Origin of the sequence: Haloprofundus halobius (assembly GCF_020097835.1) — an archaeon.
In the GTDB taxonomy this organism is placed as follows: Archaea; Halobacteriota; Halobacteria; order Halobacteriales; family Haloferacaceae; genus Haloprofundus; species Haloprofundus halobius.
Genome location: NZ_CP083666.1, coordinates 2903355 through 2927778 on the forward strand (window position 1 = coordinate 2903355; position 24424 = coordinate 2927778).

Below are 24424 nucleotides of genomic sequence, written 5' to 3' on the forward strand. Positions count from 1 at the left end.
CCGGTGAACTCCGCGGCGTCACTCGCCGGTCGAAGCGTCGTCGCCGTCGGAGGCCCCAAGCAGTTCGTCGCCGTACGCTCCTGCGCCCCGCTCTTCGACGCGCTCGAAGCCGTCGAGCGCCGGGTCCTTGACGACGTAGCCGAGCAGACTCCCGAACCCGTTTCGCTGCGGGTGGAGACCGACGCCGCTGCCCGCGCCGACCAACCCCGGTGCGTCGCGGTGGAGGTGGTCACGCCACCACCCCTGGTCGAAGAACAGCGACGAAATCTCCATGTGCTTCACGTCGTGTGTGAAGAGGTAGCCCTCCCGCCGCAGCAGCGGCCAGAGTTCTTCGAGACACGTCTCCGCGGAGCGCCGAAGCCCGACGTCCAGAAACACCAGCGCGACCGGTCGGTCGAACGGGGGCAGCGTCTCCTCGAAGTAGCCCTTCCGGAACTCGCAGGCCTCCAAGTCGCCGTACGTGGCGACGTTGTCCCGGACCGCGCTGAGCGACCCTCGCCACGACCCGGCTTCGTACGTGTGCACCTGCTTGGACTGCATGAGCACGTGCGCTCTGTCGGCCTCGTCGGGTTCGGGCATTCCCTCGAAGGAGTCGAACACGACGAGCGTCCGGTCGCAGAGACCCGCGACCAGCGAGAGGTTCGCCGTGCTCCCGCCGAGGTAACAGCCGCACTCGACGACGACGCCGCCGTCGTCTACGGGTATCTGGAGTATCTGGGTCGCGACGACGAGATGTTCGACGAACGACGACCCCGTCGGCAGGCGGAGGTTGTTCCAGAGCATCCGCGCGGCGAGGCGACACTTCGTCGGGAAGTCGACGCCGTATGCCGCACCGGTGTCGGTGTCGAAGTACTCCCCGAGAACGATGGGCGCACTCGCCACGAGCAGTCCGAGTCTGTAAACGCGTGCGAGGGTCGCCGCTGCACGCCTTCGAGCGGTTGTCATCGAGGTTGGCTCAACACTCTCCGGTTTCGTTATCCGGCGACTATCTCCCTTTCATCGACTGTTCCCCGACGCTCCGAGTCGGCGAACGGTTTGAACTCGACGAACGCAGACGAACGCGGGAGAGCGCCGTTCTACACCCACATCGATCCGACTCCGCGACCGTCGGGACGGAGAAATATTCGATTGAACGCGTCCGTGGTCGAAACGTTCCTCCCGCTCGGGTCACATCCGGGTCTCGAATTCGGACCGCATCCGGGTCTCACACCCGGGTTGCACCCGGGTCTCGCACTCAGGTCGTATCCCGTTCGAGGAACGAGACGTACCAGCTTTTGCGCTCGTCCAGCGGGACGCCGCCGAACTCCCACGGTCCGTCGTCGGTCGTCGGACGGGCGACGACGGTAGCGCGACTCCGCGTCAGCAGCGAGAGCGGTCGCTCGTCGTCGGCCAGGAAGCCGTGTTCGGCCAGAAACTCCCGTGGGAGTCCGCTCCCGGCGGCCGCGACGATGTCGGAGTCGGCGTGTTCTTCGAGCGCGGCCTCGAACAGTCGAGAGACGCCGGCCAACCACTCGTCGCCGCCGACCAGCGGCGTGAGTTCGGCGAACTGCGTGATGGTGACGCCGTCTTTCGTCGTGCGCGTCCGCGCGACGAGACCGACGAGCGCTCCGTCTTCGTCCTCGACGACGTAGGTGATGCGTCGCCAGAGCGGACTCGACAGCCGCCAGCGGTAGAACCGCTCGTCGCGGTGGGCGTGGAGTCGGTCGGGCACCGACCGTTCGTAGAGGTCCGCGAGGCGCTCGACCGGCAGCGTTCGATGTCGGTGGACGACGAAGCGCCGGTCGGTCCGGGCGGCTCTGTCTCGGGTGCGGTAGTAGCGTCGGGCGACGGGCGTCGTCAACCGCGCGAACGACTCGCCGACCTCGTTGAGTCGCGTTCCAACGAGCGCGCTCGGGTTCTGTACTCGATAGAACGTCGTCCGGCGGCCCGCGTTTCGCCACCCGAGCTTCTCGTAGCCCGACCGGGACATGTCGTTCGGGAAGTTGAAGTAGAGGTCGGGACCGTCGGCCGCGTCGGCGTAATGTGAGAGCGCCGCCGCGGTCATCCGCGTGAACAACCCCTGCCGCCGGTGGTCGGGGTGGACCATCGTGTCCGCCGGTTGGAAGGCGATACCAGTCGCGCTCGGCGCGCGCAGCGGCAGGACGAGAAACGGCCGCGCCCCGACTATCTCGCCGTCCCGCTCCGCGACGAAGATGGGGACGTGGTCGACGTACGGACTCTTCGCGTACTTCCAGTCGAACCACTCCCGGCCGCGCGGGCGGTTCCACACCGCCCGATCGAGCGCTAACAGCCCGTCCCTGTCGCCCGCCTCGTAACCCCGGATTCGGTACTCGCCTTCGCGTTTCGTCTCGGCGCCCGGTCCCGTCCGTGTGGATCCTCTCGTCGGGGACATCGTGGTAGCGCTCCGTAACTGGAGGCTTTGTTATTCATCGCCGAACCTCGCTCGAATCGGGCCCCCCGACGGTTTCACCGAGTAAACGTTCGCTTGTCGCCGAGGGTCACCCACGGACTGGGTCGCTCGCCCCTCCGAGAGGCGATGAGGTTCTTTATGTCGTTCGGCGTTTCCGCTCTACACATGCCCATCGAAGACCGTGACGACGCGTACCTCATCACCCACGCGCTCGCCAAGGACACGCTCTCGAAGCTCCGCGACGTCGAGACCGAACAGGTCGCGTTCCGCAAAGGCCTCGTGAAACTCGGCCGCATCTGCGGTTACGAGATAATCGACGGCGCGATGGAGACCGAGTTCGTCTCCATCGAGACGCCGATGGCTGAGACGACCGGCGAGCGCGTCAAAGGCCTCGACGACGTCGTCATCGTCAACGTGCTCCGCGCCGCCACGCCGTTCGTCGAGGGGCTACTGAAGGCGTTCCCGCGCGCGAAGCAGGGCGTCATCAGCGCCGGCCGCGACGAGGAGGCCGGCATGAACGACGCGGGGGAGTTCCCCATCTCCATCGACTACGTGAAGCTCCCCGAGATAACCGAGACGGACACCGTCATCGTCGCCGACCCGATGCTCGCAACCGGCAGCACGATGTGTACGGTTCTGGGCCATGTGCTGGAGGAAGCCGACGGCTTCGAGAACCTGTTCGTACTCTCTGCGGTCTCCGCGCCCGACGGCCTGCTCCGCGTCGGCAGCCAGTTCGCCGAGGCGGACCTGCTCACCGTCGCCATCGACGACCACCTCGACGAACACGGCTACATCATCCCCGGCCTCGGCGACGCCGGCGACCGCGCGTTCCGCACGAAGTAGCGACTCTCAGCTCGATTTCTGGTTCGTTCGTTTCCCTTCGCCGCCCGACCCCCTCTCTTCGACTCGAAACCGCCCACAGCGAGCACGTCTGACGCGGAGGCGTTCCTGTGGAAACGGTCCCGTAGAGCGCTCCGGACGGCTCCGAAGCGCTCTGTGTTTCCTGTTACTCCTCGTCGTTCTCGTCGCCTCCAGCCGAGAGGCCGTCGTCGCCGCGCTCCAGCGCGGGCGGCACGTCGTGGTGGTCCGAGTAGCCGTCGAACCAGCGGGTGATGCGCTCTATACGGTCGACCACGTGGCCCGGTTCGCCCGACCGCGAGAGTTCGTGGCCCTCGCGCGGGTAGCGCACGAGGCGGGTGTCGACGCCGTTCTTCTTCAGGAAGAGGTAGAACATCTCGCCGTTGTTGACCGGGACGCGGAAGTCGTTGTCCGAGTGGACGACGAGCGTCGGCGTCGTCGCGTTCGCGGCGTGGGCGACCGGCGACTGCTCCCAGAGGAACTCGGGGTCCTCCCACGGCGTCGCGCCGAAATCCCACTCGACGAGTTTGAACGCGTCGGTCGATCCGTAGAACGACGAGAGGTCGTAGACGCCGCGCTGGGCGACCGCACCCTCGAAGAAGTCGGTGTGGCCGACTATCCAGCCGGTCATGAAGCCGCCGAACGAGCCGCCGGTGACGAACGCGTTCTCCGCGTCGACGTAGTCGCGGTCGGCGACGAGCTCCGCGCCCGCCATCACGTCGGTCATCGTCACGTCGCCCCAGTCGCGCTCGATGGCCATCGCGAACGACTCGCCGTAGCCGGTCGATCCCCGCGGATTCGACCAGAAGACGACGTAGCCGCGCGCGGCGAGCGTCTGGAACTCATGCCACATCGTCCCCGTAGTCGACCACATCGCATGCGGGCCGCCGTGAATCTCGACGGCGAGCGGATACGTCTCCTCGGGGTCGAAATCGGGCGGCGTGAGTACCCATCCCTGCACCTCGACGCCGTCGTCGGACTCGAACCGGAGTTCTTCGGGTTCGCCCACCTCCACGTCGGCGAGGTAGTCGGCGTTGAGTTCGGTGAGTCGCGTCGTCTCTTCGCCACGTGCGATAAACACGTCGCCGGGGTGGTCCCACTCGCTCTTCGCGAAGGCGACTGCCTCGTCGCCCGCCGAGATGTCGGTGATGTGGCCGTCGCCCGCGACGACTTCGACTGCCGCGCCCGCGTCGTCGACCCGACGGCAGACGAAGTCGCCCTCGTCGGGCGTGACGAAGTGGACGAACTCCTCGGCGGGGTCCCACTGGAAGCCGACCGCGCCGACGGTGCGGTCGAGGTCGGCCGTCAGCACCGTCGTCTCTCCCGACTCGGGGTCGAACAGTTCGAGGTCGGTCTGTCGCATCGAGGTGCGGTCCTCGGGCGTCCGCGCGTAGACGACGCGGCCGTCACCGGCGACGGCGAGGTCCGTGCCCCACCCAGTCGTCTGGAGGACGCGCTCCTCCTCGCCGGCGTCGGTGTCGTAGGCGAACACGTCGACGTAGACGTTGTCGTCCGGATCCTCGGTGCGCTTCGACGTATAGTACAGCGTCGTCTCGTCGCTCCAGGAGGGGCTACCGTGGTCGTAGTCGCCGTCGGTGAGGCGTTCTACGTCGCCCGATTCGACGTCGGCGACGTAGACGTGGCCGCGCGTGCCGTCGATGTATCGCGCGAGTTGCCGGTAGACGAGGCGGTCGACGACGCGCGGATCCGGTGTCTCGCGTTCGTACTCCTCCTCGTCGGCGATGCTCAGGTCGAGTTCCGCCTCCCGTTCCTCTTCGGTCGTCGCCTGCACGAACGCGATTCGCTCGCCGTCGGGGCTCCACACGGGTGCGCTGACGCCGCCGGGAACCTCCGTGACCTGCCGGGCCTCGCCGCCGTCGGCTGGCATCACCCACAGCTGCGGCCGGTCGTCGTCCTCGCCGCGCGTCGAGACGAACGCGAGTCGGTCGCCGCTCGGACTCCAGCGCGGGTCGCTGTCGACGCCCTCGTCGACGGTGAACCGCCGCGGCTCGCCGCTGCCGTCGGCGGGAACGACGTGCACTGTCGCCTCGTAGGACTCGTCGTCCTTCGGCACTTTGCGGACGAAAGCGACCCGCTCGCCGTCGGGAGAGAGCTGGGGATGTTCGGGTCTGGCGATGTCGTGGTAGTCAGTGGCGCTGACGTGTCGCATACCGCGAGACTCGCATCCTCCATGGAATAGCCTTCGGAAGCAGGAACGCTGCGCCGGTGACTGGCGACGACCGTCTTCGACCGAATATGTTCGTTTATGCGTGACATTCGTTATCATTGGCGGACAGGTACTGATATATATCTCTGGACGACATTCTGAGGTATGGCTCGCTATCTCAATCGGCGGAAGTTCATTACTGCAACTGGTGCGGCCGGACTCGTCGGTCTGGCCGGCTGCTCTCAGGGCGGCAACGGCGACGGTGACGGCGGTAACGACACCGACGGCGGGAACGGTGGCAACGGCGACGGCGGGAACGGTGGCAACGGCGACGGTGACGGCGGTAACGACACCGACGGCGGTAACGGCGACGGCGGCGACACCCAACTCACGTGGCACGCCGGCGGCACCGGCGGCACGTACTACCCGCTGTCGAACCAGTTCAAGAGCGTCGTCGAGGCGAACACCGACTACACCCTGCAGGTGCAGTCGACGGGTGCCAGCGTCGAGAACGCCGGCAGTCTCGGCAGCGGCGACGCCGACTTCGCGCTCCTGCAGAACGACGTCGCGTACTTCGCGGTCAACGGCGAAGGTATCGAGGCGTTCGAGGGGAACGCCATCCCGAACATCCGCGGCGTGGCGACGCTCTACCCCGAGACCATCCACGTGGTGACGCCCGGTAACTCCGACATCGAGTCGGTTCAGGACCTCGAAGGCGCGACCATCAACACCGGCGACCTCGGCAGCGGCACACAGGTCGACGCGCGACAGATCCTCGAAGCGGTCGGCATTCAGGACTACACCGAGCAGAACACCGACTTCTCGCAGGCCGCCGAGCAGATCCAGAACGGCGACGTCGACGCGGCGTTCGTCGTCGGCGGCTGGCCCGTCGGCGCCATCGAGGACCTCGCGAACAACAGCAACATCCGCATCGTCGAGATCTCCGGTGACGCGCGCGAGCAGGTCAAAGAGGCCGGCTCGTACTTCGCCGACGACGAGATTCCCGCCGGCACGTACAGCGGCATCGACGAACCGGTCCAGACCGTCGCCGTGCAGGCGATGATCGCGACCAACGAGGAACAGTCCGAGGAGGTCGTCCAGTCGGTCACCGAGGCGATCTTCGAGAACACCGACGAGATCAACATCAAACAGGAGTTCATCACCGTCGAGAGCGCCCAGGACGGGATGTCCATCGACCTGCACCCCGGCGCGCAGGCGTACTTCGACGAGGCCGACACCGGCGGCAGCGGCAACGAAACCGGCGGTAACGAGACCGACGGCAACGAGACGAGCGGCAACGAATCGAGCTAATCCGAACTCCTCCGAGCGAACAACGCTCGGACGGCCGCACTCCGACGCGGTCCACCCACCTGTACAGATGCACGTTCGACCCACTGTCCGTTCTCCGCACTCGCGATGAGCGACGGCCTCGGCCGACGGTCGGTCGGTCTCGCGCTCGCGTCGGTCGTCGTGCTCGCACTCGTTCTCGCCGGTGGCGCGGCGGCCGTCCAGTCCGAGCGCGTCCTCGTCGTCGAAGACGCCGAGACGGGCGAGCGACTGCTCGCGACGCCCGTCGAGAACGGCACAACGGTGACGCTCGCGTACAACCACAGCGTCGAGGGCAGTCCCGTCCGCGACGTGTACGCCGTCCGCGGCGACGAACTCGTGATGACGCGCATGGAGTTCGCGTCGTACGGTTGGGGGTTCCCCGCGCAGGCGAACGTCACCCGTGAAAACGGTAGTTTCGTCTACCGTCCCGACGACGTTCGACTGTCGGAACTGCACGTCTCGCCCGGCGGCGTCGCTGAACATAGACTCCACGTCGACGACAAGACGTACGACCTCGTCGCGCGCTCGGACGGTGAGACCGTCCGAGTTCACCTCGAACACCGAACGAAACTACAGCGAATGATGCCATGACTGTCGACGATACACCCCAGGACGAGGAACTCTCCGAGGAGGAGAAACAGGAACTCATCGACGAACTCGAACGGAAACGGAACCTTCGCGGCGTCGCCGCCGTCGTCGTCGCGTTCATCGGAATCGCGTTCTCGGCGTTTCAGATGTGGCTCGCCGCGCGCGGGTTCATCTTCGAGGTAACGTTCCCGTTCGTCGGGACGGTGCGTCTCGCCGCGCTCCAGCAGCTACAGATTCGCGCGATACACGTCGTCTTCGCGCTCATCCTCGCGTTCATGCTCTACCCGGCGACGTCGGGCGACGGCTTCTTCTCGCGGCGACTCTCGCGGGTCGTCCCCGGCCTCGAACGGAGATACGGGGTCGAACATCCAATGACGCGGGCGGCGACGCGTCTCCGCTCGGGCGTCCGCTGGGCTATCGCCGACCCGCACCGTCGGCGAGTGACGCCTGTCGACGTCGTGCTCGTGTTGTTCTCGGCGCTGACGGCGGCGTACATGATAACCGACTATGACGAGATTCAGACGCTGCGCGCGCTCGGACTCGGGTCCGGACGCACCACCGCCGAAGTGTACTCCTTCCTCGCGCCGCTGGTCGATGCCGTCTCGGCGCTCGGCGTCCCGCTCGACGAGGTGTCGTACGCGTTCGTCCTCGGCGCTATCGGCGTCCTGCTCGTGCTCGAAGCGACGCGGCGAACCCTCGGGACGCTGCTCATGGTCATCGTCTCGACGTTCATCCTCTACGCGCGGTACGCGGGCAACATCCCACAGGACCTGCCGTATCTCGGTATCCTCTCGACGCCGTCGGCGTCGTGGGACTCGGTCATCCAGAACCTCTGGTACAACACCGCCAACGGCGTCTTCGGCGTCCCCGTCGAGGTGAGTGTCCGCTACATCTACATCTTCGTCCTCTTCGGGGCGTTCCTGGAGATGAGCGGCGCGGGCCAGTGGTTCATCGACCTCGCGTACTCGATGACCGGCTCTCGGAAGGGCGGCCCGGCGAAGGCGAGCATCCTCTCCAGCGGCTTCATGGGAACCATCAGCGGTTCCTCCATCGCCAACACCGTCACCACGGGCGCGTTCACCATCCCGCTGATGAAGCGCTCGGGCTACCGGCCGGAGTTCGCCGGCGGCGTCGAAGCCTCCGCCTCCTCCGGCGGGCAGATTCTCCCGCCGGTGATGGGCGCGGCGGCGTTCCTCATCGTCGAGTTCGTCGGCGTCTCCTACGACACCGTCATCGTCGCCGCGGCGATACCCGCCATCGTCTTCTTCTTCGGCGTCTGGGTGATGGTCCACCTCGAAGCGTCGCGCGAGGGCATCGGAGGCGTCGACCCCTCCGAACTCGTCGCCGTCGGCAGTCACCTGCGGAGCGGCTGGTACTACCTCGCACCTATCGCGCTGCTGCTCGTCTACCTCATCGGCATTCGCTACTCCGTGTCGCGGTCGGCGTGGTACACCATCGTCGCCATCATCGCGCTCATAGCGCTCGTCGCCACCTACAACGAACGGACGCGCGTCCCGCTGCTCGGCACCATCGCCGCGCTGTTCGCTGCCGAGGCAGTCGCGCGCCTACTGACAGGGGCGGGCATCGTCGGCGCGATGACCGGCGCGGGAACCGGCGGGATGGCCCCCCGCGCCGCGCTCGACGCGGCGGCCGGACAGCTCGGCACCATCATCATTCTCGTGAGCGCGGCGTTCCTCCTCGCGCGGCCGCGCGCCGCCTCGCCGCTTCTGGAGTACGACCCCGCCGTCGACGAGTCCGCCGCGAAAACCGCCGACGCGTTCGGCCGCCGCTCGCTCGCCGACAACAACGCCTACCGCTTCGGGACGTTCATCCTGAAGTCGATGGAGTCGGGCGCGCGCACCGCGACGGTAGTCGTCGTCGCCGTCGCCGCCGCGGGCGTCATCCCCGGCGTCATCAGCGTCTCCGGTCTCGGTCCGAACCTCGTCGCGCTCATCGAGGCCGTCTCCGGCGGGTCGCTCATCTTGCTGCTGCTCATCACCGCCATCTCCTCTATCATCCTCGGGATGGGGATGCCGACGACGGTGACGTACATCATCCTCGTCGCGCTGCTCGGCGGCGCGATCTCCGAGCTCGCGAACATCCCGCTGCTCGCGGCGCACCTCTTTATCCTCTACTTCGGCGTCATCGCCGACATCACGCCGCCGGTCGCGGTCGCGGCGTACGCCGCCTCCGGCGTGGCGAAGTCCGACCCGTTCAAGACGGGCGTCGAGGCGTTCACGCTCTCGTTGAACAAGGCGGTCGTCCCGTTCGCGTTCGTCTTCTCGCCCGGCATCCTGCTCATCCGCGGCCAGAGCACCGAACAGTACCACATCATCAACTTCGCTGATGTCGCCGACCTCGGCTACTTCGTCCCCGAGGTGGTCGTCCCCATCGTCGGGCTGTTCCTCGGCGTGTTCGCGCTCGGCCCGACCATCATCGGCTACCTCTACTCGCCCGTCGGCAGCGTCGAGCGCTCGCTGTTCGCCCTCTCCTCGATTCTGCTCATGGCACCGCAGATGCTCTTGAATCCGCTGTTCACGATTCTCTCCGGGGCCGGGATGAGCGTCGGCGTCGAGATACTGACGCTCGACCTGCTGCTCCGTCTCGTCGGCGGCGTGCTGTTGGGAGCGCTGACGCTACGGAACCGACGGCAGATGGATGGCGCGCGCGCCGAACCGTCGTCGTCGGCGACGACGACCGACTGAGAGCGGTTCTCTTTTTCCCTCGTCGTTACGACCGCTGTCGACTCGCCAGCGACCGCTCGAACCGATAGACGACGCCCGCGAGGACGACGACACCGCCGACGCCGATAAGCGAGAACAACACTTGGAAGCCCCCGAACCCGGTGATACCGAGCCCCGTCGATACCGCGACGAGAAACGCGAACGCCTTCGCTGCGGTCGTTCCGAGAGCTCCGAGACGTGGCCGTCCGTCGCGCATCGTCCACCCGACGAACGTCACGAGAAGCGCTCGAACGACGAGATACGTCGCCGCGGACGCGACCAGTCCGAGGAGGACCACGAACGCCAGTTGTGACGCGTATTCGGGCAGCGACGGTCCGCTTCCCGCGACTTGGAGGAGCATACGCACCGCTACTGGGAGAGTCGACATACGTTTTCAGACGAGTAACTAACCGTTCCGAGAACTCAGAACCGCTCGACCCCGAACGGTTCGAGTTCCCCGGCCACGTCCTCGCCGCGGACCGCGTCGGCGACGAGTTTCCCGCTGTATGGACCCAGCTGTAGACCGGTCGGGCCGTGGCCCGCCGCCAGAAACGCCCCGTCGACGCCGGGCACCTCGCCCAGCACGGGCAGCCCGTCCTCGGCGAGCGGTCGAAGCCCCACCCGCACCTCCCGAAGCGAGGCGTCGGCGAGCCCCGGCGCGACGCGAAGAACCTCGCCGAACACGTCGTGGAGTCCCTCGACGGTCGTCTTCGGCTGGAATCCTGCACCCGTCTCGCGGGTCGCGCCGACGGCGACGCGGCCGTCGTCCCACGACACCATGTACTTGTGTCGGTAGGGGCTGACGATGGGCCAGCCCTCCGTGTCGGCGTCGAGGTCGAGGTGAACGATCTGGCCGCGCTGGGGTTCGACCGGGATCTCGACGCCCAACTGCGCGCCGAAGGCGTTCGACCACGCGCCGCCCGCGACGACGACGGCGTCGGCGGCGATTTCGTTTCCATCGACGGCGACGCCGCGAACCTCGCCGCCGTCGAGGACGAGCGACTCGACGCTCGCCTCCAGCGTGTCGAGTCCGTGCGCCTCGCCGGCCCGGCGGAGCGCTCCCTCGAACGTCTGTCCGTCGACGCGGGCGGCGTCGTCGTAGTAGAACGCGCGCTCCGTCTCGCCGAGCGGCGGGAAGCGCTCGCGCGCCTCCGCGGTGGTGAGTTCGTGAACCGTCCCCTCGGCGGGCGGTTCGCCGCTCGCCTGTCGCTCGCGGATGCGGTCGAGCACCTCGTCGTACTGTTCGGCCTCCTCGGCGTCGAACGCGACGTTCAGAAGCCCCCGCTTCGCGTAGCCGTGCGGGCCGTCCTGCGCCGCTTCTAGCGCCGCGACGAGTTCGTCGTAGTAGTCGACGGCCGTCGTCGCGAAGTCGAACCAGACGCTGTCGCTGCCGCGACTGCTCGTCGCCGCCGAGAGGATGCCCGCGCCCGCGTCGGTCGCTCTGCCCTCGTCGCGTCGGTCGACGAGCAGCGTGTCGACACCCTCGCGGGTGAGGTGGTAGGCGGTCGACGCGCCGACGATGCCGCCGCCGACGACGATGGCCTCGTACGCCTCGTCTCGTTCGGTCATGTGGGGGCTGACGCAATCGCCCGCCGTGAGTGTGTCGTTGCCGGAAGCGTGTGAGCGCTCACTTCCCGATTCCGACCCGCCCGCTCGTCGCGTTGCGCAGTCGCTCCCGAAGCGCGTCGGCGTCGTCGACCGGGACGCGGACCTCGAAGCTCACGCTCTCTTCGTACGCGGCGTCGAACTCGACGCCTGTGCTCTCCAAAATCCCCCGAACGGTGCCTGAATCGTCGTACTCGACCTCCACGGAGAACGTCTCGTGGGGCAGTTCCTCGACGACGCCCGCCGCCTCGACGGCCTCCTTGACCGCGCGGGAGTACGACCGTGCGAGGCCGCCGACGCCGAGGTTCGTCCCCCCGTAGTAGCGCGTCACGACGGCGACGACGTTCCTGATGTCCTGCTGGACGAGCACGTTCAGCGCCGGCTTGCCCGACGACCCGGTCGGTTCGCCGTCGTCGCTCTGGTACTCGCGGAGCATCACGTCGCCCGGGTTCGACGCCGATGCGGGACCGGCGGGGACGCGGTAGGCGGGGACGTTGTGGGTGGCATCGGGGTGCTTCTCCTCGATTTCGGCGACAAACGCCTCCGCGGCGTCGACGCCGTCGGCGGGGGCGACGTAGCCGATGAACTCCGAACCCCTCACCTCGAACTGCGCGCTCGCCCGCCCGGCGACGGTGCGATAGGCGTCGGTCATGGTCGAGTGCGCGGGACGCTGGAAGAAAGGGTTGTCTCTCCTCGGTTAGCGGTCGAGTCCGAGCAGCGCTGCGAACGCCCCGAGGCCGACCAGTTCGGCGAACATCGACACGAAGTCGCGCGGTTCGGCCAGCAGGTGTTCGAGGATGGTCGCGAGCGGCCCCTGCGCGTGGCCGCCGGGGACGAGGCCGCCGTGGTCGCCGAGGTGCCACCAGACGTAGCCGAGGACGTACGCCGCCAGCACCGCCGCGGCGACGGCGTACAGCGCCTTGTCACGCCGGCCGAGGAGCATCGCGCCGACGACGCCGAGAAGCACCAGTCCCGAGGGAACGAACAGGTACGGGCGGGGGTCGGCGAACGAGCCTGCCTGTAGGTAGGCGAACAGCCGCGGGAACCCCCACCAGAGGTGGACGGTCGCGGCGACGAACGCCGCCTGCCCGGCGACGAGACGCGCGACGACGAGTCCCGCGCTCTCCGTAGTCGACTCGTTCGACCGCATCGCCGTCGGCTCTTGCATACGCGTTGTTGAACCGTCGGGGTAGATGACGCTGTTCATCGACGGTCGTCGTTCGAGGGCCGAACCACTCAGGCCAGACTGATGCGGCGGACGAACGGGAGCGCCGAAATCTCGTTGAGCAACGCTCCCGGAATCGGCTCGTCGGTGACGATGTACAGTTTCGGCTCGTCGGTGAACTCGGGGTCCTCGCTGACGGTCTGACGAATGCTGATGCCCTCGTCGGCGAGCAGCGACGTGATTGACGCGACGATACCCGGTTCGTCGGCGTCGCCGACTTCGACCGTGAGCGCGGCCAAATCGAGCACCGGCGCGAGGCTCAACAGACTCGGAATCGCGCTGATGTTCTGGAAGATGGGTCGGAGGTCGTCGTCGTCGAGAATCGCCTCGGTCGTCGAGTCGATGACGCGGCGGTCGACGCCGATTTCGCGGGCGATCTGCGTGTTCGGAATCTCGATGCCGCCGGAGACGACGCGTCCCTCGTCGTTGACCGAGAAGCCGCGTTCGAGGAGCAGGCGGATGACCGCCTGCTGGCTCGGACTCCCCTCGAACTTCTCCATGATTTCGTCGAACATTCGCTTGCGAGCACCTGCGCGCCTCTCGGTCTTAGTTGTGGCCGTCTCTCCGCTTCGCGCGCCTCGCCTCGTCTCTCGCGCCTCGCGCGCTCGCACCTCACCCGGGGGTTTTTAGCCGCCGGCCCCCGGGTCTGGCGTATGGCCGACCTCGACTCGTGCTACTTCTGCGGACAGTTCGGCGACGGCCTCACCGAACTCGCCGTCGTCCCGCCGCGGTTCGACCCGACCGACGAACAGCAGCGAACCGTCGTGCTCTGTACGAACTGTCGACAGAAACTCGGGACCGTCCTCGAACCCATCGTCGACGTGCTCGGCGACGAAGCGTCGAACGCGCCTACCACGGGCTCGACGACCCGGAGCGCGCCGCCGCGCTCGCCGTCGGCTCCCTCCGACGTCGACTCGCCCTCGTCGCCTCCGTCACCACCGGAGTCGTCGCCCGCGAGTCCCGCTCCGGCGCCGGATCCGTCCGACTCTGTCACCGCCGACGGGTCGTCCGGCGCTTCGGACGAAACCGACTCGGAGACGGCCGACGCCGTACCTTCGCCGGGCGACGCCATCGACACGGCCGGTTTCGACGACCCGCTCGCATCCGACGCCGGCGACGTCACCATCGGCAGCACGCCTGCGGACGACCCCGACGCTTTCCCGCGCCCCGAAGACGACGATGTCGAGACGGAACCCGAAGACGACGATGCCGAGACGAACTCCAACGTCGTCGAGCGTCCGGGCACTCCCGGCGAGAAACCCGCCGAGTTCAGGACGGTGATGCGCCTGCTGTCCAATCGGGAGTTCCCGGTCGACCGAACGGAAATCGAGTCGCTCGCGTCGGGCGCGTACGACCTCGATGACTCGCAAGCCCGCGCAATCATCGATTACGCCGTCGAACACGGCGTGCTCGCGGAGCGAGACGGACAGCTGCACCGGAACTGAACCGGAGTCTCGGTCACGACGGACCGAACGCGCTTTCGCGTTCGTCCGCGCGCTTCGACTATGAACGACGTGCTGTGGGAACCCGACGACGGCGTCGGACTCGAACATCTGCGATACGAAACAGGGCCGCTATCGGCCGAGTCGGTCGTCCTCAGCGGCCGTGACGGCGAGCGCTTCCGATTCCGGTACGCGCTCGACTGCGACGCCGATGGACGAGTTCGCTCGGTGTCAGTCGACTCCTTCGACGGCGACGCGACTCTCCGCCTCCTCACGGACGGCGACGGCCGGTGGACCGACGCCGACGGCGCGCCGATTCCCGAACTCGACGGGTGTCTGGACGCCGACATCTCCGGGACGCCGTTCACGAACGCGCTCCCGATTCGCCGTCTAGACCTCGCCGCCGGCGAGTCGGCGACGCTCTCGATGGTGTACGTCTCGGTTCCGTCGCTGGCGGTGTCGAAGGTGCGGCAACAGTACACCTGTCTCGCCCCTGTCGACGCCGACGGCGGCCGCTTCCGCTACGAGAGCCTGACGAGTGGCTTCTCGGCCGAGATTCCGGTCGATTCCGATGGAGTCGTCCGCGACTACCCGAACCTGTTCCGGCGAATCGACTGAGGGGGGCGTTCCGGCGCTGCGCTTACAACTCGCCCTTCGTGCTCGGCGTGTCGTCGGCGCGGCGCTCGTCGATGCGGGTCGCGTCGTCCAGCGCCCGAGTGAGCGCCTTGAACAGCGCCTCCACCTCGTGGTGGGCGTTGACGCCGCGCTCGACGTCGACGTGGAGCGTCAGGCCCGCGTTCATCGCCAGCGAGTACGCGAAGTGCCGCGCCATGTCGCTCGAAAAATCGCCGATTCGGTCCTGCGAGAACTCGCCGTCGAACTCGAAGTGCGGCCGACCGCTCACGTCGACGACGACGCCGACGACGGCCTCGTCTAGGGGGACTCTGCGGTCGGCGTAGCGGCCGATACCGCACTTGTCGCCGAGGGCGTCGGCGAACGCCTCGCCGAGGACGATAGCGACGTCCTCGACGGTGTGGTGGTCGTCGACGTGGAGGTCGCCGTCGCACTCCACGTCGAGGTCGAAGAGGCCGTGTTTGGCGAACGCGGTCAGCATGTGGTCGAAGAAGCCGATACCGGTGTCGACGTCGGCGTCGCCGGTGCCGTCAACGGCGAGCGTGAGGTCGATGGTGGTCTCCGCCGTCTCGCGGAACACGGAGGCGGTACGGTCGCTCATGGCCGACTCTCGGACGCCTCGCGTATCACCGTTGCGTTCTCGCGACCCCGACCGCGGCCCGGCGTCGGCACGAACGGACACCGAGTTTACAGTCGTCTGACGCGGGGCAGACGGCCGTCTGATACCTTTTGATATGGCTGAAGCGTCTCTTTCCGAACACCGATGAAGCGTGAACTGATGATAGCGCTCACGCTCGCCGTGGGAGTGCTGTTCGTGTCGTCGATGACGTTCACCGGCGTGCTGTTCGGCCTCCTGCTCGTCCTGGTCGCGGCCGTCGGCACCGTGGACACGCTGGAATGCGGCATCGGCTCCCGACTGCGGTCCTGAGCTGTCCGCGTCCCTACGCCGACATCGCCTCGCGGAGCGTGAACTGTCCTTCGTACAGCGCCGTTCCGACGACGACGGCCGCCGCGCCCGCCTCGCGGAGCGTCCGTACGTCCTCGACCGTCGCGACGCCGCCGCTGGCGACGACCGGAATCTCGACGGCGTCGGCGATTCGTCGCACTCGATCCGCTTTCACGCCTTCTAACTGCCCCTCGACGTCGACATCGGTGAACAGAATCGCGCCCGCGCCCAGTTTCTCGTAGCGGACCGCCGCCTCCGCCGGGTCGAGACCGGTTCCCTCGGTCCACCCCGAGACGACGACTTCGCCGTCTTTCGCGTCGAGGCTCACCATCACCGACGCCGGGTACTCCTCGTCGATGTCGACGACGATGTCGGGGTTCTCGACGGCCGCCGTACCGAGGATGACCCGGTCGACGCCGCCGTCGAGGAGCGCTATCGCGTCCGCCGCGGTCCGGATGCCGCCGCCGACCTGCACGTCGACGTCCGTCGCCTCCACGATGGCCTCGATGGCTGCGGCGTTCTCGCGCTGCCCCTCGAACGCGCCGTCGAGGTCGACGAGATGGAGCGTCTTCGCCCCCTCGTCGACCCAGCGCCGCGCCGCCTCGACGGGGTCGCCGTAGCGCTTCTCGGTGCCGCGCTCGCCCTGTACGAGTTGGACGACTTCGCCGTCCTGCACGTCGACGGCCGGTACGACCTCGAACTCGGAGAACTGTGTCATGGACGACGCTGCGCACCACGGCGAGTAAAACGCCTCGGTCGGTGAGCACGACTGGAGGCGACGCCGACCCGCCGCCGCCCGGCGAGCGATCACCTCACCTGTTCGCCGCCAAACACGACGACGGGACCGGAACCGGGCGCTTATGTGGGTTTCACGCCAACCATGGTATCGTGTCGACCCTCCTCCTCGTCGCCGGCGTTCTCGTCGCTGTCTTCGTCGGGGTCAACGTCGGCGGTTCCAACACCGGCGTCGCGTTCGGCCCCGCCGTCGGCAGCGGTGCGGTGTCGAAACTCATAGCGGGCGCGTTGATGTCCGTGTTCGCGCTCCTCGGCGGATGGACCGTCGGGCGGCGCGTCGTCGATACCCTCGGCAGCGACATCGTCACCGGCGACCCGTTCACGCTCTCGGTGAGCATCGCGATGCTGTTCTTCGTCGGCCTCGCGCTGTTCGTCTCGAACGTCTTCGGCGTCCCCGCGTCGACGTCGATGACCGCCGTCGGCGCTATCGCCGGGTTCGGCCTCGCCTCGAACCGCCTCAACACGGGGGTCGTCCTCGAAATCGTCTCGTGGTGGTTCGTCGCACCCATCGTCGGCTTCTGGGTCAGCGCCGTCGTCGGCCGCTACGCGTACGACGAAATCGCGGCCCGCATCGCCGTCAGACAGTCCGAGGGTCCGCTGCTCCAGTTCACGCCCCGCCCCGCGTTGGGACCGAACACGACGATGCGCGAACTCGGCGGGACGGTGCTCGTCGTCGCCATCGCGTGTTACATGGCGTTCTCGGCGGGGGCGTCGAACGTCGCCAACGCCGTCGCCCCACTCGTCGGCAACGGTGCGCTGACGATGAATCAGGGAATCCTGCTGGCGGCCGGTTCCATCGGTCTCGGCGCGCTCACGCTCGCGCGGCGGACGCTCGACACCGTCGGCAACGACCTCACCGACCTCCCGCTGGCGGCGGCGCTGGTCGTCGCGACGGTGAGCGCGAGTCTCGTGACCGTGCTGTCGGCGCTCGGCGTCCCGGCGAGTTTCGTCGTCATCGCCACGATGAGCATCGTCGGTCTCGGCTGGGGCCGCGCGACCCGCGCCGAGGGAACGACGCTTCCGGGTACCGCCGCCGGGGGTGTCGGCGCGCCCGCGGCGACCGGTTCAACGGAGACGTCCGCGCACTCGGCGGCCGCGACCGGGTTCGGCACCGCCGGCGAACTGACCGAGGAACCGCCGCTCGCGCCGACGGAGACGGCCGCGACGGCGGAACTGTATCGTCCGGCGACGACGGCTCGAATCGTCGTCCTGCAGAATCTCGTTCCGGCGTTCGCCACCGTCGCCGCCTACGCCGTCTTCCGGTTCGTCCCGTTCGTCTGAGCTGTCGCCGATTCCGGACGGTCCGCGACACGACCGAAGCCGTGGCCGAGCACGCCGGTATCTGCGCTCGGACGGACGGCCGAACGGGGGCCAACCGCCCGGCTGAAGTGGAATCGACCGCCCGGCTGAATGCGGGTGGCTTAACATCGGGACCGTTCTACGGCTGTCACGTGGTAGACGCTCTGTTGGTCGTCGGTCTTCTGGTCGCCGTCTTCGTCGGGTTCAACATCGGCGGCTCTTCCACCGGCGTCGCGTTCGGTCCCGCCGTCGGCAGCGGTGTCGTGAGCAAACTCGCCGCCGCGGCGCTGATGAGCGGCTTCGCACTCCTCGGCGGCTGGACCGCCGGCCGCGAGGTGATCAAGACGATGGGCGGCGAAATCGTCCCGCAGAGCCAGTTCACCCTCGCCGCCAGCGTCGCCGTGCTGCTGTTCGTCGGCCTCGCGCTCCTCGTGTCGAACACGTTCGGCGTTCCGGCCTCCACGTCGATGACGGCGGTCGGCGCAATCGCCGGACTCGGCGTCGCCACGGGGACGCTCAACGAGAGTGCGATGCTCGAAATCGTCTCGTGGTGGATCGTCGCGCCCATCCTCGCCTTCTGGGTCTGCGCGGTCGTCGGTCGGTACGTGTACCCGTACCTCGACGCGCGCTTCGCCATCGACCGAACCGAGGGGCCGCTCTTGGCGTTCGACCCCTTGCCGCGCCTCGGCGAGGGGACGACGCGACAGGAGTTTGGCGGGACGGTGTTGGTCGTCGTCATCGCCTGCTACATGGCGTTCTCGGCGGGGGCGTCGAACGTCGCCAACGCCGTCGCGCCGTTGGTCGGCAACGGCGCGGTGTCGCTCGAAGGTGGTATCCTGGTGGCGGCGGGAGCCATCGGCCTCGGCGCGTTCACCATCGCGCGGCGGACGCTCGACACCGTCGGCAACGACCTCACCGACCTCCCGATTCTCGCGGCGCTCGTCGTCGAAGTCGTCAGCGCGACGCTCATCGCGGTGTTGTCAGCGTTGGGTATCCCGGCGAGTCTCGCGGTCAGCGCGACGATGAGCATCGTCGGTCTCGGCTGGGGTCGGGCGACGCGGACGGTGACGCTCGGACAGGCCGTCCGCGGTGAGGGACCGAACGTCTCGGTGAACGCGCTCGCGGCCGAGCGACGAGAGACGGTCCCCCGCGTCGGCGACGCGGACGACGAACTCACGGCGAACGACCTGTTCGACCCGGGGACGACGGGTCGCGTCATCTTCTTCTGGATTCTCACTCCCTCGCTGTCGGCGCTTGCGTCGTTTCTGCTCTTCCGGTTCGTGCCGCTGTGAACGCCGAGACGGACTGACGCGTCGTTTCCGTGGCTCGAACCACCCACGCTCCGGGTCTGAACAGCAAAGTCTAATGGTATGGGTGCCGAACCACCGGGTGATGCCCACGGTAGAATACCTTAACTACGAAGTACTGGACGACCAAGGCTGGGAAATGGACGACGACGACCTCTTCGACAACGCGGCCGACGCTGGCCTCGACGAAGAAGACTACGGGTCGCTCGACGTCAACGAGGGCGAGTATATCCTCGAAGCCGCCGAGGCACAGGGCTACGACTGGCCGTTCTCGTGCCGTGCAGGCGCGTGTGCGAACTGTGCCGCGATCCTGTACGAGGGCGAAATCGAGATGGACATGCAGCAGATTCTCTCCGACGAGGAAGTCGACGACAAAAACGTCCGTCTCACCTGCATCGGTTCACCCGCGGCCGACGAGGTGCGCATCGTCTACAACGCGAAGCACCTCGACTACCTGCAGAACCGCGTCATCTGAGCGGCTCAGTTCTCTCCGGTTTTTTAGCGACTGCAACCGCCAGTAGCGTCGCTCCTGTTCCGCCGGTCTCACCGCTCACACCGGGGTGACTCCGCCGGTTACCTCACAATACTGAGCAGTTAATCTGAATTAAAATTCCAAACACAATCAAAGATATTCGCACATTACCAATATTCAACGATACCAAATAAATAAATGCGGGGCCGCCAGTCACTACTGTCGTAGTTTCACATGAACGTTTTCGCGAATCCACAGGTGGCACAGCTCGGCGGTGCCCACAGTCCGCTGATAGCCTTCGCCGTCGGACTCGTCTCGGTCATTCTGCTGTTGGTGTACTGGGACCTCCCGGCGTTCGTCGGCCTCGTCATCGCGACGCTCGTCGTCGGCATCGTCGCCCCGCAGGTGGCGTTCGCCGACGTTCCGGCGCAGGTCGCCGAATCGTTCGGCGAGGGGATGGCCGGCATCGGAATCCCGATCCTCATGGCGGCGGTCATCGGCAAGTCGATGATGGGAAGCGGTGCGGCCGAACGCATCGTTCGTGGCTTCACCTCGCTGACGGGCAGCGAGAACTCCGACTTCGCGCTCTGGGGGAGCAGTTCCTTCCTCGCCATCCCGGTGTTCTTCGACAACGTGTTCTACCTGATGGCACCGCTGGCGCGGTCGATGCGCGCCCGCGTCGGCAAGAACTACGCGCTCTACATCGTCGTCGTCGGCGCGGGCGCGGCGACGACGCACGTGTTCGTCCCGCCGACGCCCGGCCCGCTCGCCGTCGCGGAGGAACTTCCGAACGTCAATCTCGGCTGGACGATTGCCATCGGCCTCGCGGTCGCCGTCCCCTCGGCGTTCGTCGGTGGCATCGTCTACGGTCGATGGATAAACAAACGGATGGACATCCCGCTTCGTGACGCGATGGACACGACCGGCGACGAACTGACCGAACTCGCCGAGCGCTCGAACAGTCAGCTTCCGGGCGTCCTCGAGGCGTCGCTACCGATTCTTTTGGCCGTCGTCCTCGTCGCCTCCGACACCGCGGCGACGACGTTCCTCGGCGAGGACGCGCCGATTCGCTCCATCACCGGCTTCTTCGGCGACCCGAACTTCGCGCTGACGGCGGCAGCTATCGCCGCGGCGCTCACCTACCGTCGGATGCGCGCGCTCTCCGACGAGGCGTGGGGCGACGAGCTCACCGAGGCGCTGAAATCCGGTGGCAACATCGCGGCCATCACCGCCGCCGGCGGCGCGTTCGGTGCGATGCTCGCGGCCGCCGGCATCGGCGACTACATCACCAACATCCTCTCGGGGCTCGGCATCGGCGTGCTCGTCACCGCGTGGCTTATCGCCGCGACGGTCCGCATCGCGCAGGGCTCTGCGACCGTCGCGATGCTCACGACGGCGGGTATCATGGCCGGGTCCGGCGCGGTCGCCTCGCTGTCGGTCAACCCGGCGTACCTCGTGATGGCTATCGGCGCGGGCGGCAACATCTGCTCGTGGTACAACGACAGCGGCTTCTGGCTCGTCAAGGAGATCGGCGGCCTCACGCAGACGGAGACGCTGAAGACGTGGACGGCGTTGACGACCATCGTCTCGATCACCGGTCTGCTGACGGTGCTCCTACTGTCGACGTTCCTCCCGCTGACCTGAACTCGACGAGCGGTTCCGTTCCGCCGACGTAAGCTCGACTGACGGTTTTTCCTACTGACGCACTCGCCACGACCACAACACCTATTTTCCCTACCTGCAAGGGCGAATCGTGCTCGGTACGACACCGGACCTGCTGCGCCTGCTCGTCGTCCCCGTCTTCGCGTGGGCGGCGTGGCGGGACGTGGAGACACGACGCCTTCCGAACCGCATGTGGCCGCCGCTGGCGGCGCTCGGTATCCTCCTGCTCGCGTGGGAGCTAGTGGCGGCGTACCCGTTCGGTCCGCTGGACTCGCTGTTCCTCCTGCAGGTCGCGATTAGCGTCTTCTTCGTCGCGCCCATCGGCTACGCGTTCTGGTACATCGGCGGCTTCGGCGCGGCGGACGCGAAGGCGCTCATCGTCCTCGCGCTACTGTTTCCGACGTTTCCCTCCTACCGCGTCTCGGGCGTCGAACTCCCCCTCGTGGAGACGACGCTCGGCGTCTTCTCGTTCACTATCCTCACGAACGCCGTCCTCGTCGCCGTCGCGTACCCGCTCGCGCTCGCCCTGCGAAACCTCGCCGCGCGGCGCTTCTCGCCGGTGATGTTCGTCGGCACGAAAGTCTCGGTCCCGTCGTTGCTCACTCGCCACGGCAGCCTGTTCGAGACACCGCGGGGGTACACACGCGACGGACTGGACCTCGACGCGCTCCGGATGTATCTCCGCTGGCGCGGGACGACGCTGTCGGACCTGCGCGCCGACCCCGACGCGTACCGCGACCCGGCGAGCGTCGGCGAGACGAACCCCGTCGGCGACGGGTCGGTCGGTGACGGCCGGGCGAACGATCCTGTCGTCGCCGACGGCGGAGCCGTCGTTCGAGAACGCCCCGAAGTCGACTCGGGGACCGACTCCGACGACCCGTGGGCCGCCGCGGCGTTTCTCGACTCCCTCGACTGGAGCGCCTACGGGACGACGCCCGAGAAACTCCGCGACGGACTCGACCTCGTGACGACCCGCGAGGCGGTCTGGGTGATGCCCGGCCTCCCGTTCATCGTCCCGATGTTCGTCGGTCTTTTCGTCGCGCTCCTCTACGGCGACATCCTCTTCGGGATCCTGGGCGCGGTTGGGTTGGTCTGACCGTCGAAAACGCAGAAGACATATCGGTCGGACCCGCAACTATCCAGCTATGACCGTCGACGTGGATTTCGGCGAGAACGGACTCGTCCCCGCCGTCGCCCAGGACGCCGACTCCGGCGAGGTGTTGATGCTCGCGTACGTCTCGCCCGAAGCCCTCGAACGCACCCGAGAGACGAGTCGCGCGCACTACTACTCGCGCAGTCGCGACGAGCTCTGGGAGAAAGGCGCGACGAGCGGCCACACCCAGGAAGTAAAAGAAGTTCGGGTCGACTGCGACGCCGACACGCTGCTGTACCTCGTCGACCAGTCCGGCGGCGCGTGCCACACCGGCCACCGCTCCTGTTTCTACCGGACCGTCGACGGTGAGCACGTCGGCGAACGCGTGTTCGACCCCGACGACGTCTACTGACCATGACCGGCGCGGACCACCCGACGACTGACGACAGCGCCGGAGCCGGTGACGGCGGCCGTATCGACCCGTCTACCACCGCCTCGGACGCCGAGGCGGCCGTCGACGAACTGGTGACCGCCTACGAGGCCCGCCGTGACGCCGAGACGGCCGTCGCCGACCGGGGAGCAGACGCCGTCGAGGCGGTCGCCGACGCCTACGAGCGCGCGGTGTCGCTGCTCGACCGCTACGAGGACCGCGCGACCGGGACGGGCGACTTCGGCGCGTTCGTCACATTCGAACAGCAGTTCCTCGAACTCGTCGAGGGCGTCGACGACGACGCGCCCGCCGCCGATGCGTTCGAGGCGGCCAACGACATTCTCGACCGCCGCCGTCTGAGCGAGAAACACTTCGACGCCGCCCGCGACGCACTCGAACCCGCCGCCGACGTCGCCGCACTGCTGGCGGAGCGAGACGCCGCCCGGGAGCGACACCGGAGAGCCACGATCGACGCCGAACAGCAACTCTCGAACGTCGACGACCGACTCGCGGACCTCCGACGCCTCGAACGACTTAGCGAGGCGAACCTCGACGCCCCTGTCGACCGACTCCGCGACCCCGTCCGCACGTACAACGACGCGGTCGAAGCGGCGTTCGAGGCGTACAAGGCCGAGGCGAGCGCCCGTGAGGTGCTCTCGTTCGTCTCGACGGCCGCACGGTATCCGCTGGTCGACTACGACGCGCCGCCCGCCGACCTCCGCGAGTACGTCGACTCGGCCGACGTGGGTGCGAAACCGATTCCCGAGTTGCTCGAGTACGCCGACTACTCGAACTCGAAGCTCTCGCACTTCGTCGCCGACCCGGGGGAACTGAAAGCCCGTGTCGCGGTGAACCGGACGTACCTGACCCGTCTCGACGGCGGACCGCTGCGGGTGTCGTGGCCGCCGCCGTCGGCCGGCGCGCTCCGCTGTCTGGTCCCCGAACTCGTCTCGGTCGTCTCGCGATTCGCGCCCGACGACGTCGTCGCTCGGTGTCGAGAGCTTCGGTACCTCGCAGAGAACGACGACTACGACCATCTTCGGACCGCCGCGGAGGCTCGCGAGTCGCTCGCCGACGCGGAACGGAAACGACTGCGACGCGGCGAGGTGGCGGCGGAAGTCGACACGCTCGACGAGTCCCGTGACCGACTGCGCGAGGTTCTCGACCGGTACGGCTACGAGTCGGCGGCCCCGCTCGACTCGTCGGAGTCGGCGGAGCCGTAACCGCCGTCGCCGGCATCGACTTCGCCGTCGTCGTCGCCTGCAGCCCCGTCCCTGCAGCCCCGTTGCCTGCAGCGCCGTAACCGTGGAGGCGGTTCGACTCGTCGCCGGCCCCGCTTTCGCCGCTCATCGACCGTCGATACACGTCCGTCGGATAGCGCGTTCCCTCGATGTCGACTTCACCCGTGCCGGTCGTCTCGAACCCGCGTGCGAGGTAGAA

24 protein-coding genes are annotated in these 24424 nt (G+C 67.5%); 14 read left to right on the forward strand and 10 right to left on the reverse strand.

Features of this window, described 5'->3' with window-relative positions:
* Window positions 1-18: 18 nt before the first annotated feature.
* Window positions 19-945: a TylF/MycF/NovP-related O-methyltransferase gene (locus tag LAQ74_RS15370; RefSeq protein WP_224333415.1), complete on the reverse strand. Its 927-nt coding sequence runs from the start codon at window positions 943-945 to the stop codon at window positions 19-21.
* 289 nt (window positions 946-1234) lie between these two features.
* On the reverse strand, window positions 1235-2392 hold the full coding sequence (locus LAQ74_RS15375; RefSeq protein WP_224333416.1) for a GNAT family N-acetyltransferase: 1158 nt from the start codon (window positions 2390-2392) through the stop codon (window positions 1235-1237).
* A 183-nt stretch (window positions 2393-2575) separates the two neighbouring features.
* Between LAQ74_RS15375 and upp the strand changes: the two genes are divergently transcribed.
* The gene (gene upp, locus LAQ74_RS15380; protein ID WP_224333418.1) at window positions 2576-3253 is read left to right on the forward strand and encodes a uracil phosphoribosyltransferase; all 678 of its coding nucleotides are present in this window, start codon (window positions 2576-2578) and stop codon (window positions 3251-3253) included.
* A gap of 163 nt (window positions 3254-3416) precedes the next feature.
* Here upp and LAQ74_RS15385 read toward each other — a convergent pair whose 3' ends face one another.
* Window positions 3417-5438 (reverse strand): S9 family peptidase, encoded by a 2022-nt coding sequence (locus tag LAQ74_RS15385; RefSeq protein WP_224333420.1) that lies wholly within the window; start codon window positions 5436-5438, stop codon window positions 3417-3419.
* A gap of 162 nt (window positions 5439-5600) precedes the next feature.
* On the opposite strand from LAQ74_RS15385, the gene LAQ74_RS15390 reads away from it, so the two are divergent.
* From LAQ74_RS15390 to LAQ74_RS15400, 3 genes are all read left to right on the forward strand, one after another.
* The gene (locus tag LAQ74_RS15390) at window positions 5601-6746 is read left to right on the forward strand and encodes a TAXI family TRAP transporter solute-binding subunit (protein ID WP_224333421.1); all 1146 of its coding nucleotides are present in this window, start codon (window positions 5601-5603) and stop codon (window positions 6744-6746) included.
* 105 nt (window positions 6747-6851) lie between these two features.
* Window positions 6852-7355 carry a DUF1850 domain-containing protein gene (locus LAQ74_RS15395; protein ID WP_224333422.1) on the forward strand — a complete coding sequence of 168 codons (504 nt, stop codon included), beginning with the start codon at window positions 6852-6854 and terminating at the stop codon, window positions 7353-7355.
* Window positions 7352-10057 carry a TRAP transporter permease gene (locus LAQ74_RS15400; protein ID WP_224333423.1) on the forward strand — a complete coding sequence of 902 codons (2706 nt, stop codon included), beginning with the start codon at window positions 7352-7354 and terminating at the stop codon, window positions 10055-10057. The genes LAQ74_RS15395 and LAQ74_RS15400 overlap by 4 nt, the downstream gene beginning before the upstream one ends.
* A 25-nt stretch (window positions 10058-10082) precedes the next feature.
* On the opposite strand, the gene LAQ74_RS15405 is transcribed toward LAQ74_RS15400, so the two are convergent.
* From LAQ74_RS15405 to trpY, 5 genes are all read right to left on the reverse strand, one after another.
* Window positions 10083-10436 carry a hypothetical protein gene (locus LAQ74_RS15405; protein WP_224333424.1) on the reverse strand — a complete coding sequence of 118 codons (354 nt, stop codon included), beginning with the start codon at window positions 10434-10436 and terminating at the stop codon, window positions 10083-10085.
* Window positions 10437-10498: 62 nt separating this feature from the next.
* Entirely contained in the window at window positions 10499-11644 is a 1146-nt protein-coding gene (locus LAQ74_RS15410) for an NAD(P)/FAD-dependent oxidoreductase (protein WP_224333426.1), read from the reverse strand.
* Window positions 11645-11702: 58 nt separating this feature from the next.
* Window positions 11703-12332 (reverse strand): IMPACT family protein, encoded by a 630-nt coding sequence (locus LAQ74_RS15415; protein ID WP_224333428.1) that lies wholly within the window; start codon window positions 12330-12332, stop codon window positions 11703-11705.
* A gap of 45 nt (window positions 12333-12377) precedes the next feature.
* Window positions 12378-12848: a hypothetical protein gene (locus LAQ74_RS15420; protein WP_224333429.1), complete on the reverse strand. Its 471-nt coding sequence runs from the start codon at window positions 12846-12848 to the stop codon at window positions 12378-12380.
* Between the two features lie 68 nt (window positions 12849-12916).
* On the reverse strand, window positions 12917-13420 hold the full coding sequence (gene trpY / locus LAQ74_RS15425; RefSeq protein ID WP_224333430.1) for a TrpY family transcription regulator: 504 nt from the start codon (window positions 13418-13420) through the stop codon (window positions 12917-12919).
* A gap of 138 nt (window positions 13421-13558) precedes the next feature.
* Between trpY and LAQ74_RS15430 the strand changes: the two genes are divergently transcribed.
* A complete protein-coding gene (locus tag LAQ74_RS15430) occupies window positions 13559-14350 on the forward strand; it encodes a hypothetical protein (protein ID WP_224333431.1) in 792 nt (263 codons plus the stop codon).
* A gap of 60 nt (window positions 14351-14410) precedes the next feature.
* Window positions 14411-14965, forward strand: coding sequence for a putative glycolipid-binding domain-containing protein (locus tag LAQ74_RS15435; protein ID WP_224333432.1), 555 nt, complete (start codon window positions 14411-14413; stop codon window positions 14963-14965).
* A 22-nt stretch (window positions 14966-14987) separates the two neighbouring features.
* On the opposite strand, the gene hisB is transcribed toward LAQ74_RS15435, so the two are convergent.
* Complete coding sequence (hisB, locus tag LAQ74_RS15440) at window positions 14988-15581, reverse strand: imidazoleglycerol-phosphate dehydratase HisB (RefSeq protein WP_224333433.1); 594 nt, start codon at window positions 15579-15581, stop codon at window positions 14988-14990.
* 177 nt (window positions 15582-15758) lie between these two features.
* Here hisB and LAQ74_RS15445 point away from each other — a divergent pair, with 177 nt between their 5' ends.
* On the forward strand, window positions 15759-15908 hold the full coding sequence (locus tag LAQ74_RS15445; RefSeq protein WP_224333435.1) for a hypothetical protein: 150 nt from the start codon (window positions 15759-15761) through the stop codon (window positions 15906-15908).
* 13 nt (window positions 15909-15921) lie between these two features.
* On the opposite strand, the gene hisA is transcribed toward LAQ74_RS15445, so the two are convergent.
* A complete protein-coding gene (gene hisA / locus LAQ74_RS15450; RefSeq protein WP_224333437.1) occupies window positions 15922-16644 on the reverse strand; it encodes a 1-(5-phosphoribosyl)-5-[(5-phosphoribosylamino)methylideneamino]imidazole-4-carboxamide isomerase in 723 nt (240 codons plus the stop codon).
* 170 nt (window positions 16645-16814) lie between these two features.
* On the opposite strand from hisA, the gene LAQ74_RS15455 reads away from it, so the two are divergent.
* From LAQ74_RS15455 to LAQ74_RS15485, 7 genes are all read left to right on the forward strand, one after another.
* Window positions 16815-18002 (forward strand): inorganic phosphate transporter, encoded by a 1188-nt coding sequence (locus tag LAQ74_RS15455; protein WP_425498540.1) that lies wholly within the window; start codon window positions 16815-16817, stop codon window positions 18000-18002.
* Window positions 18003-18172: 170 nt separating this feature from the next.
* Entirely contained in the window at window positions 18173-19312 is a 1140-nt protein-coding gene (locus LAQ74_RS15460) for an inorganic phosphate transporter (protein WP_224333439.1), read from the forward strand.
* A 100-nt stretch (window positions 19313-19412) separates the two neighbouring features.
* On the forward strand, window positions 19413-19802 hold the full coding sequence (gene fer, locus LAQ74_RS15465) for a ferredoxin Fer (protein WP_224333441.1): 390 nt from the start codon (window positions 19413-19415) through the stop codon (window positions 19800-19802).
* A 231-nt stretch (window positions 19803-20033) separates the two neighbouring features.
* Complete coding sequence (locus LAQ74_RS15470; RefSeq protein ID WP_224333443.1) at window positions 20034-21443, forward strand: GntP family permease; 1410 nt, start codon at window positions 20034-20036, stop codon at window positions 21441-21443.
* A 109-nt stretch (window positions 21444-21552) separates the two neighbouring features.
* Window positions 21553-22557 carry an A24 family peptidase gene (locus LAQ74_RS15475; RefSeq protein WP_224333444.1) on the forward strand — a complete coding sequence of 335 codons (1005 nt, stop codon included), beginning with the start codon at window positions 21553-21555 and terminating at the stop codon, window positions 22555-22557.
* Between the two features lie 49 nt (window positions 22558-22606).
* Window positions 22607-22966, forward strand: coding sequence for a phosphoribosyl-AMP cyclohydrolase (hisI, locus tag LAQ74_RS15480; RefSeq protein ID WP_224333445.1), 360 nt, complete (start codon window positions 22607-22609; stop codon window positions 22964-22966).
* Between the two features lie 2 nt (window positions 22967-22968).
* Window positions 22969-24207 (forward strand): DUF7118 family protein, encoded by a 1239-nt coding sequence (locus LAQ74_RS15485; RefSeq protein WP_224333447.1) that lies wholly within the window; start codon window positions 22969-22971, stop codon window positions 24205-24207.
* Window positions 24208-24424: the final 217 nt, after the last annotated feature.

Coding starts and splice junctions, on each gene's coding strand:
- LAQ74_RS15395 (WP_224333422.1), top strand. CDS start 6,852: ATGAGCGACGGCCTCGGCCGACGGTCGGTCGGTCTCGCGCTCGCGTCG.
- LAQ74_RS15400 (WP_224333423.1), top strand. CDS start 7,352: ATGACTGTCGACGATACACCCCAGGACGAGGAACTCTCCGAGGAGGAG.
- LAQ74_RS15485 (WP_224333447.1), top strand. CDS start 22,969: ATGACCGGCGCGGACCACCCGACGACTGACGACAGCGCCGGAGCCGGT.
- LAQ74_RS15430 (WP_224333431.1), top strand. CDS start 13,559: ATGGCCGACCTCGACTCGTGCTACTTCTGCGGACAGTTCGGCGACGGC.
- trpY (WP_224333430.1), bottom strand. CDS start 13,420: ATGTTCGACGAAATCATGGAGAAGTTCGAGGGGAGTCCGAGCCAGCAG.
- LAQ74_RS15445 (WP_224333435.1), top strand. CDS start 15,759: ATGATAGCGCTCACGCTCGCCGTGGGAGTGCTGTTCGTGTCGTCGATG.
- hisB (WP_224333433.1), bottom strand. CDS start 15,581: ATGAGCGACCGTACCGCCTCCGTGTTCCGCGAGACGGCGGAGACCACC.
- LAQ74_RS15415 (WP_224333428.1), bottom strand. CDS start 12,332: ATGACCGACGCCTATCGCACCGTCGCCGGGCGGGCGAGCGCGCAGTTC.
- fer (WP_224333441.1), top strand. CDS start 19,413: ATGCCCACGGTAGAATACCTTAACTACGAAGTACTGGACGACCAAGGC.
- hisA (WP_224333437.1), bottom strand. CDS start 16,644: ATGACACAGTTCTCCGAGTTCGAGGTCGTACCGGCCGTCGACGTGCAG.
- LAQ74_RS15435 (WP_224333432.1), top strand. CDS start 14,411: ATGAACGACGTGCTGTGGGAACCCGACGACGGCGTCGGACTCGAACAT.
- hisI (WP_224333445.1), top strand. CDS start 22,607: ATGACCGTCGACGTGGATTTCGGCGAGAACGGACTCGTCCCCGCCGTC.
- LAQ74_RS15385 (WP_224333420.1), bottom strand. CDS start 5,438: ATGCGACACGTCAGCGCCACTGACTACCACGACATCGCCAGACCCGAA.
- LAQ74_RS15375 (WP_224333416.1), bottom strand. CDS start 2,392: ATGTCCCCGACGAGAGGATCCACACGGACGGGACCGGGCGCCGAGACG.
- LAQ74_RS15405 (WP_224333424.1), bottom strand. CDS start 10,436: ATGCTCCTCCAAGTCGCGGGAAGCGGACCGTCGCTGCCCGAATACGCG.
- LAQ74_RS15410 (WP_224333426.1), bottom strand. CDS start 11,644: ATGACCGAACGAGACGAGGCGTACGAGGCCATCGTCGTCGGCGGCGGC.
- upp (WP_224333418.1), top strand. CDS start 2,576: ATGCCCATCGAAGACCGTGACGACGCGTACCTCATCACCCACGCGCTC.
- LAQ74_RS15390 (WP_224333421.1), top strand. CDS start 5,601: ATGGCTCGCTATCTCAATCGGCGGAAGTTCATTACTGCAACTGGTGCG.
- LAQ74_RS15470 (WP_224333443.1), top strand. CDS start 20,034: ATGAACGTTTTCGCGAATCCACAGGTGGCACAGCTCGGCGGTGCCCAC.
- LAQ74_RS15420 (WP_224333429.1), bottom strand. CDS start 12,848: ATGCAAGAGCCGACGGCGATGCGGTCGAACGAGTCGACTACGGAGAGC.
- LAQ74_RS15370 (WP_224333415.1), bottom strand. CDS start 945: ATGACAACCGCTCGAAGGCGTGCAGCGGCGACCCTCGCACGCGTTTAC.